We start from the raw sequence: 8,233 nt of genomic DNA on the forward strand, positions 1-8,233 counted from the left end.
GTACCCTCATGCGTGTAGCTCATAACTGTTGTGATGACACCGCATTGAATTAATAATAGATTTTTTATTGCTTCTTAATAGACTTTGATAATATGGAAAGAAAAACAGGTGTGCTTTTTGATCTTGACGGAGTCCTCGTCGACAGCGAGGGAGAATACACTAAATTCTGGGGTGCTATGGGACGTCGCTACAACGTCGGCGGCGAAACTTTCGCATACGATATAAAGGGCACTACTCTGGCAGAGATTCTTAAAGGCTTTCCGGAGGATGAGCGCGATGGCATTGTCAGAGAACTGCACGAATTTGAAAAAAACATGACTTATCCCTGGATTCCGGGGGTGGAAAAATTCCTGCATATCCTTTCTGAGCGAGAAATTCCGTTTGCCATTGTGACCAGTAGTGATGAGGTCAAGATGAGCTATCTGTTCAAAGCTCATCCTGAGTTGAAAGAAATGGTGAGCGCACTTGTTACAGCCGGGCTGGTAACCAACAGCAAGCCGGATCCAGAAGGCTACCTGAAAGGCGCATCTATGATCAGAGTGCCTATCGAGGACTGTTTCGTGTTTGAAGACTCGATGCAGGGGCTTGAGGCCGGACGCCGTTCGGGGGCGACTGTAATCGGGCTTGCCACAACCAATTCGCGTGAACGCATCAACGGAAAAGCCCACAAAATCATTGATGATTTTGCAGGCTTCAGTATTGATGATATGCAGGCGGCAAGGGTGTCAGAATGACCCTTTGCCGTCATATGGCTATTTCATCGCTTTGAAACTCATGTCAAGGCCTTTGACAGAGTGGGTAAGTGCTCCGACTGAGATGAAGTCTACACCACATTCGCCATAGCTGCGGAGGGTGTCAAGGGTGATACCTCCTGATGATTCTATTTCGGTGCGTCCGTGAATGAGTTTCACTGCTTCGCGTGTGCGCTCAGGGGTGAAATTGTCAAGCATGATGCGGTCGACTCCCGCCTCAAGAGCCTGGCGGATTTCGTCCTCGTTGCGGACTTCAATCTCGATTTTCAGATCTTTGCCTTTCTCGGCAAGATATTTGCGAGCCGCACTCACAGCCTGCGGAATGCCACCGGCAAAATCAACATGGTTGTCCTTGATAAGGATCATGTCAAAGAGCCCGATGCGGTGGTTGCAACCGCCTCCGATACGCACGGCTTCTTTTTCAAGCATACGCATGCCGGGAGTGGTCTTGCGGGTATCAAGAACTTTGGTCTTCAGGCCTTCGAGCTTCTGCTGGTATTTGGCTGTCTGTGTTGCTATCCCGCTCATGCGCTGCATGATGTTGAGCATTACGCGCTCAGTCTGGAGCAAAGAACGGACGCTTCCTTCGACCTCGAATGCGATATCGCCCGGTTTTACATGAGAGCCATCTTCGATGAATACGGTCATTTTCAACTGAGGGTCGAATTTTTCGAATACCTTGCGTGCTATTTCAACGCCTGCGAGAATACCTTCTTCTTTGACTATAAGATGCTGCCTGCCTTGTTCTTCTGCTGGGATGGTGCTGAGTGTGGTGTGATCGCCGTCACCAACATCTTCAGCAAAGGCAAGATTGAGAAGATCGTCGATAAGTTCGTCTTTAGTTTTCATATTGATGGAGAATAAATAATTGATTCATGAAAATAACATTGATAGCAGTCGGAAAAACTTCAACCGATTACATAGAACGCGGCATTGCGGAGTATTTTAAGCGTTGTAACCGCTACATGCCGATGGAGCTTTGCGTCATACCTGATGTCAAGGCTGCAAAAGCATTTTCGGAAGATAGCCAGAAACAGCGTGAGGGTCAGGCTATCCTTGCGGCTTTGCAGCCGGGCGATGTGGTGGTGCTTCTTGACGAGCGTGGAAAAGAATTCACGTCAAGAGAATTTTCCGGAATGATCGAACGCCGTATGATCCAGGGTCTGAAGCGGCTGGTGTTCGTCATCGGTGGCCCTTATGGATTTTCAAAGGAGGTCTATTCAAGGGCTGATGACAAACTTTCGCTCTCACGGATGACTTTCACTCATGAAATGGTGCGACTGTTTTTCGCCGAACAGCTTTACCGGGCCATGACCATCATGCGCGGGGAGCCGTATCATCATGATTGAACGGCTCCGCAGCGGAGCACTCAGGCAGATCTATGCTATTTTATAGAGCAGCCACACGAATGCCAGAGCAAAGGCTGTATATATGAGTGTGGCTCTGATGAAAAGGGCCCAGCGGCGTTTTTTGCGCCCAGACATATATGTATAGAGACCTCCGCCGAGAATCCCGAAGCCGATGCAGTATGCGATCCAGAAACCGATGCTTCCCATGCCAGATCAGTGTTTGGGTGATTTAGCTCCTTTGACACCACCTTTGACACCACCTGACATAGAGAAGATGTTTTGGTCATAGCTGACGGTTTTCAGGCCTTGTTCGCGTTTGCGTTTAAGAGCGAGCTGTACAAGACGATCCATGAGCTTGTCGAATGACAGACCGGTGGCTTCCCAAAGATAGAATGAAAGAGAACCGGGTATTGTGTTGATTTCATTGACAAATATTTCATTGGTGTCATCATCGACAATGAAGTCGATGCGGCTCACTCCGTGACAGCTGAGCACTCGGAATGTCTCTCCGGCAAGGTGGCGGATTCTATCAGTCATTTCCGCCGGAAGTTCCGCCGGAATTCTTTTCTGTGATGCCTGCATGCCTTTAGCTCCTTTTGTACCTCCCATGTATTTATCTTCATATGAAAGGATTTCAGCGCTTTTTATAGGTTCTTCGAGTACTGATGACTCATATTCATCGCAGTCTCCGAGCACAGAACAGTTGATTTCTTTTAGATTGTCGACCATGTGCTCGACAATGAGCCGTGAGCTGTATTTCTGGGCGATGTCTACCTTTTCAATAAGCTGCTCTCTATTGCCGGCTCGCCCGATGCCTACGCTTGATCCAAGATTGGCGGGCTTGACAATTACCGGATAACCGATTTTTTCTTCAATTTTTGCGATAAGCTCGTCTCGTTGACTGAACCACTGCTTGTCGGTGAACCATACATAGTCAATCACGGGCACTCCGGATTCGCGCAAAATCATTTTCATCGTGATCTTGTCCATACCATTGGCACTCGCAAGGGTGTCGCATCCGGCATATGGGATTCCGATTGTTTCAAGCACACCTTCGAAAATTCCGTCTTCAACATTGGTTCCGTGAAGCACGGGGATGGCTACGTCAAGTGTGCAGACCGGGCCTTTGGCTCCGAATAGTCCGCCGGTTTTGGCGCGGTAGAGATTATAGTCGCCATAAATCGGTTTCAGATAGACTTCGGTGCATTTTTCAAGCAGCGAAGGGATGTTGCGGTAGTTGGAAATTTCAAATAAAGCATCGCCGGTATAGAACCGCCCCTGCTTAGTTATATATATAGGTGTGACGTCATATTTGTCGCGGTTTATTGCATGCATGGCTTGCGATGCCGAGATAACAGAAATCTCATGCTCGGTAGAGCGTCCGCCAAAAAAGACTCCGATGTTTGTTTTCATTTTGTGTTGTTGTATAATCAGAATAGAGTGTTTTATTTATTTGAATGTATCCGGGAGATCATTTTCGTAGAGGATGGTATCGCCCGGTTTTAGGGTTGTTGCCAGTAATTGCTGGGCTTCGCTGAAAGAGTTGACGGTGTGCACGTCAAGTGATGTCGTGTCGGTTGACTTGATGCCAGAGATGATGGCTTCACGGTTATAGTGCCCGACTATGATGGCTATGTCGGCGGCTCCGGCTATGTATTCGCCAAATTTCGCATTCAGTTCCTCCTGACGTTCTCCGAGTTCGATCATTCCGGGAGTGACGATTATGCGTCGTCCGCCGGTCATCATTTTCAATACGTCGAGTGCCATTTTCGACCCTGTGGGATTGGAGTTGAAGGCATCGTCTATGATGGTCACGCCTCCGGGCGTACGTTTCATATTCAGGCGGTGTTCCACCTGTTGGATGTCATTGACGGCATAGCTGATTTTTTCAATCGGAACTTCAAGCCTTAACGCTACTATTATAGCGGCCAGTAAGTTTGATACATTGCATTCGCCTACCAAATGGGTTGAAAATCCGAATTTTTCACCTGTCGGAGTAACTACTGTGAATGAGGTGCCATGAGCTGAATATCGTATATCTTCGGCTATATACTGGGCCGGGCCACATTCACTTACAGCATAGCGGATGCACTTGACGTTGTCAACCTTGCGGTTGGCAACGAAGGGGAAATCATTGTTGACTACAGCAAGTCCGTCAGTCGGGAGCGAGTCTATGAGCTCAAATTTTGTCCGCTGCACATTCTCAATGGTCTTGAACGATTCGAGATGCTGCTCGCCTACCGCTGTCACGATTCCGATCTCAGGATGCACCAGATCGCAGATTTCTTTGATATCGCCCGGTTGCTTGGCCCCCATTTCAACAATGAATACTTCGTTATAGGGCTTGAGATATTCTCTGACGGTGCGGATCACACCCATCGTGGTGTTGAAACTGCCCGGAGTCATCATCACATCATATTTCTCCGAAAGAATGCGGTTGAGATAGTGTTTGGTGCTTGTTTTTCCATAGCTTCCGGTCACACCGATGATTTTCAGATCTGGCATTCCGCGTAGAATCCGCTCGGCATCCTGATAGTATTTGCGATTGATATTGGCTTCGACCGGCTTCAGCAGCCAGTTTGCTACAAGAGCAAAGCTCTGTGAAAAACAGAATGCGGCAAGGATGATGTCAGCTACAAATATCAGTGACGCTCCTTGAGCCTGGCAGACAAAGAGGCAGATCACAGTGGGTATTGCAGCCAGCAAAAGCATCGTTAGCAGTATGCGGGAGGCCCGTCGGGTCATCACAAGCGGTTTTTTGTATTTCTTTCGGGCAAGGATGATTGTGTTTGTCAGAGACACTGCGCATATGAGCCCTGCTGAGATCCATATTGCCGGTGTCAGAGTTGACAGAGAGGCCAGTAATACGGCTCCGCTGACCAGACGCATGGCGGAGGTGCTGTCTTGTGACGTTGAAAGCCAGCGGCTGTAGCGGTCATTGCGATAGGAGTTCTGCTGAAGCATCATTAGCTGTCGTCTGAATTCAAACACAAGTGCTATGACAGCTATGATAATGGTAATATATACAAGCATGATTCTGTTTTGATTTTATTTGGCGGTTAGAAAGCTGCGCAACACAGCGGCAAACTGGCCGGGATTATCAAGGAAACTATAATGGCCACAGCCGGCGAAAGAGACCAGCCCTGCGCCGGGGATGTGTTTTTCCATCTTGCGGGCGTCGCTGATCGGAGTCGCAGTGTCATTCTCTCCCCAGATGAGAAGTGTGGGGGCTTTGATCATCGGCAGTCTGTCACTGAGGTCTTCATTTACTACTTTTGAGAGGATCCGGCGCATCATCGGCGAGGCCCCCGCATAGTCACTTGATCCGGCTTTTGCTCTCCGCTTGTCAAGACGGCGTTCGGCTTCATCGTGGCCGAATATCAGATACATCAGTCGTTTCAAGGTTTTGAATGTGTAAATCTTCCAGTAGTATCTGAATGTGCGTTTAGGCTTGATGCCGGCCGCATCAACCAATATGAGTTTTTCTACAGGATTGCGTGAGGAATAGAGGATACCGATACGGCCCCCGAAAGAGTGTCCGAGCAATACAGGCGGTGTTTTTAGCGACAGACTGTCGATCAGATGTTCGATCAGGCGTGTGTATTGCTCAACTCCCCAGACTTCTTCCGGCTCTTCTGACTGTCCGAAACCGGGGAAATCCACATTTATCACACGATAACCGCAGGCAAGAGCTGTACGCTCGACAGAGGCAAGGGTTGAATGATCGCAACCCCAACCGTGCATGAGCACAATCGTGGCTGTCTCGTCACCGTTATCGGTAAAATGGAATCGCCGTTCGTCAAAAATGATTTCCTTATCCATCTGTATTGCTAATTGACTTGCAAAATTATGAAAAAGCAATGAATAAACATGCTTGTCAAGCCAAAAAGTTTGTAGTCAGAATACCGCCTTCGAGTTTTTTGTGTTGTGTTTTTCCGAACCCCCTTTCTTGGATTACATATCATTGATCAGCACTTCCACAGACAACAGTCTCAAAGAAAGTTGCGATTCTAAGGTGTCTTGAATGAAACAACGGATAACTTAACGTGGGGAAAAGAATATAACTGAATATAGATAGTTGCAATGATTATCAACAACTTAGCCAATACGCAAATTTGACTGATTTGTAAGATTTTCTACTTATTTAAACAGGCATATCGCACATAGTAATAATAAGAGGTTGTTTAAAGACAATAGTTAAAATCTGAGCGAAAGTTTTGAGGTGGATATGGCTCTGAATTGAAGGAGCATAGCGAGCTATGTGACTGAGATGAAGAGTCATAGGCACCCAAAACTTTCGCAGGCGAGGGTATTGTCTTTTTCCCTTTTAGTAATTTCATGTCTGAGTGTTTTTTAAATTACCTAAGCCTTGGTGTCTCTTTTGCTAAATTGTTGAAATTCGTCAGTCACATAGCTCGCTATGCTCCTTCCTCATTTGCAACAATTTATCTAAAAGATACACCACTCAGATTTTAACTATTGTTTTTAAACAACCTCTAAAAATATTTTGTTCACATTCATTGTTTTATAACTTTCCGAGCTTTGAATTTGTATATATCTTTATCTTGATTCGGATGTAGGGCGGGATCTTGTTGCGTCCATTGTACCCAAAGTTCATTAGGCGTTAATTTTTCAATATACCAATAGCCCTCCACGGAATGTCCGGTCATGTATATGACTAAAAAATTCTCTGTTGTGAAAGTCCATTGATAATAGCTCACATCGTCTTTTTTAGAAATATCAGTGAACGACCCGCTGGCAAACCAACCCTTGCCGGTTTTGTCAAACTTATATATCCTAGTTTCATCGTCATAGGTTTCTACACTACCATAGCCATAATCGGCGTACGACATAAGCCATTCGACATCAGTCAACATTGTCACTGTCGTTTGCTGACCTTCATCAAGATAGCCTGAACGCCCTTCACATGACGACAAAACCGCCAACATACAAGCGAAAACTGGGATTACTACTGATTTCATCTTGAAACTGAAACTGACAACATTCCGTCGCCGATAAGGTTTTCTCCCCCGATGGACATCCACCCATTGCCGAATTTTGAGATTATCCTATATGAATTATTCTCTCTGGGATTTCGTATCCCCGAAAAAACAACGATCCCTTTATCTGGATTTGAAGTATCGCCAAATGATAGCTGGTAGTAGTAGAACAACGATTTACTACTTGCAGAAACATTCAGCGTCATCTCTTCTTGAGAGTAAAAGCTCGTTGATTCGCATCTCCTTGAATCTACGGTAAGATTGGCGACATTGCTACCACCTCTCGATGTTATTCCGCAATTTTCTATTTCTATGAACTCCGTGTTGCTTCCTTGTATGATTGTATTTGAGGTAGCCGTGGAATATATCATTGCGGTTGCAATTCCTGAGCGTTTGATGGAGTACAATAGACCGTTTATTTCCTCCATTTCACCGATGAACCTCTCTCTGTTGAACGAGCTTACCTCCATAAGCTCCTCGCGACTGCGGTTGACAATATAATCGGAGGCATTAATTTTTTTATCTGGATTAATGAAGAATCTCCCAGAGACATTATCAACATCCACAAACTGCGATAATATCTGAGCATCAGTTTCGTATGCTCTGATTGGAGTAGGCTCATTGAAAACGGTATTATCATCACGACATGATGATAATGAAAAACCGAGCGACAGTAGTGTCACGAAAATTAGTGGCTTATTCATATTCTATTACGTTCACCATTGACCCGATGGGGAGATTAAATTATAATGCAGAAACGTGAGCCAACTATGCCACGTTTTAGTTTGAAGGTCGTAGGAAACCATTTGTGCAGATGTAACAATAGTGGTTCTCTCGCACATGTTTGTGAATTTCCTACGTTCTCAAACTACAAGATACGCATAACGCTTCTTATTTTTCCAAAATGTCGTGACTGGATACTTCCAATCATTCGCAAAGATACAACTTTTTATGGCTCGTGTCAATAGCTTGTGCAAAAATAAGCTTGGTTTGGTCATAGATATACACGGCTCTTTCATTTAAGATTTCGTCTCATTCTCGACAAATGTGTTATTTTATAGCGAGAGCAGTACGGGCGGAGAGGCTTTAACCTCTGATTTTCAAGAAAATAAGTGCAATGAAAATTTGGCCA

At 45.7% G+C, this 8,233-nt stretch carries 9 protein-coding genes; 2 read left to right on the forward strand and 7 right to left on the reverse strand.

Annotation, left to right across the window (positions count from 1 at the left end; genetic code table 11):
- The first annotated feature begins 92 nt into the window (after window positions 1-92).
- A complete protein-coding gene (locus C5O23_RS09130; protein WP_107032635.1) occupies window positions 93-734 on the forward strand; it encodes an HAD family hydrolase in 642 nt (213 codons plus the stop codon).
- An 18-nt stretch (window positions 735-752) separates the two neighbouring features.
- Here the strand turns inward: C5O23_RS09130 and nadC are convergent, their stop codons facing one another.
- Entirely contained in the window at window positions 753-1,601 is an 849-nt protein-coding gene (nadC, locus tag C5O23_RS09135; RefSeq protein ID WP_107032636.1) for a carboxylating nicotinate-nucleotide diphosphorylase, read from the reverse strand.
- 26 nt (window positions 1,602-1,627) lie between these two features.
- Here nadC and rlmH point away from each other — a divergent pair, with 26 nt between their 5' ends.
- Window positions 1,628-2,101: a 23S rRNA (pseudouridine(1915)-N(3))-methyltransferase RlmH gene (gene rlmH / locus C5O23_RS09140; protein WP_107032637.1), complete on the forward strand. Its 474-nt coding sequence runs from the start codon at window positions 1,628-1,630 to the stop codon at window positions 2,099-2,101.
- A gap of 30 nt (window positions 2,102-2,131) precedes the next feature.
- Here the strand turns inward: rlmH and C5O23_RS14310 are convergent, their stop codons facing one another.
- The 6 genes from C5O23_RS14310 to C5O23_RS09165 form a co-directional block, all read right to left on the reverse strand.
- On the reverse strand, window positions 2,132-2,308 hold the full coding sequence (locus C5O23_RS14310) for a hypothetical protein (protein ID WP_161553583.1): 177 nt from the start codon (window positions 2,306-2,308) through the stop codon (window positions 2,132-2,134).
- Window positions 2,309-2,314: 6 nt separating this feature from the next.
- Complete coding sequence (locus C5O23_RS09145) at window positions 2,315-3,514, reverse strand: D-alanine--D-alanine ligase family protein (protein WP_107032638.1); 1,200 nt, start codon at window positions 3,512-3,514, stop codon at window positions 2,315-2,317.
- 36 nt (window positions 3,515-3,550) lie between these two features.
- A complete protein-coding gene (locus C5O23_RS09150; RefSeq protein WP_107032639.1) occupies window positions 3,551-5,134 on the reverse strand; it encodes a Mur ligase family protein in 1,584 nt (527 codons plus the stop codon).
- A gap of 15 nt (window positions 5,135-5,149) precedes the next feature.
- Complete coding sequence (locus C5O23_RS09155; protein ID WP_107032640.1) at window positions 5,150-5,923, reverse strand: alpha/beta fold hydrolase; 774 nt, start codon at window positions 5,921-5,923, stop codon at window positions 5,150-5,152.
- A 695-nt stretch (window positions 5,924-6,618) separates the two neighbouring features.
- Window positions 6,619-7,083, reverse strand: coding sequence for a hypothetical protein (locus tag C5O23_RS09160; protein WP_133166538.1), 465 nt, complete (start codon window positions 7,081-7,083; stop codon window positions 6,619-6,621).
- Window positions 7,080-7,805 (reverse strand): hypothetical protein, encoded by a 726-nt coding sequence (locus tag C5O23_RS09165; protein WP_107032642.1) that lies wholly within the window; start codon window positions 7,803-7,805, stop codon window positions 7,080-7,082. Before C5O23_RS09165 ends, C5O23_RS09160 begins: the two co-directional genes overlap by 4 nt.
- Window positions 7,806-8,233 lie beyond the last annotated feature (428 nt).

The sequence above is a fragment of the Duncaniella muris genome (assembly GCF_003024805.1).
Classification (GTDB): Bacteria; Bacteroidota; Bacteroidia; order Bacteroidales; family Muribaculaceae; genus Duncaniella; species Duncaniella muris.

Bases quoted from the DNA above. Each gene is read 5' to 3' on its own strand.
- C5O23_RS09160 (WP_133166538.1), bottom strand. From the start codon at position 7,083: ATGAAATCAGTAGTAATCCCAGTTTTCGCTTGTATGTTGGCGGTTTTG.
- C5O23_RS09130 (WP_107032635.1), top strand. From the start codon at position 93: ATGGAAAGAAAAACAGGTGTGCTTTTTGATCTTGACGGAGTCCTCGTC.
- nadC (WP_107032636.1), bottom strand. From the start codon at position 1,601: ATGAAAACTAAAGACGAACTTATCGACGATCTTCTCAATCTTGCCTTT.
- C5O23_RS09145 (WP_107032638.1), bottom strand. From the start codon at position 3,514: ATGAAAACAAACATCGGAGTCTTTTTTGGCGGACGCTCTACCGAGCAT.
- rlmH (WP_107032637.1), top strand. From the start codon at position 1,628: ATGAAAATAACATTGATAGCAGTCGGAAAAACTTCAACCGATTACATA.
- C5O23_RS14310 (WP_161553583.1), bottom strand. From the start codon at position 2,308: ATGGGAAGCATCGGTTTCTGGATCGCATACTGCATCGGCTTCGGGATT.
- C5O23_RS09150 (WP_107032639.1), bottom strand. From the start codon at position 5,134: ATGCTTGTATATATTACCATTATCATAGCTGTCATAGCACTTGTGTTT.
- C5O23_RS09165 (WP_107032642.1), bottom strand. From the start codon at position 7,805: ATGAATAAGCCACTAATTTTCGTGACACTACTGTCGCTCGGTTTTTCA.
- C5O23_RS09155 (WP_107032640.1), bottom strand. From the start codon at position 5,923: ATGGATAAGGAAATCATTTTTGACGAACGGCGATTCCATTTTACCGAT.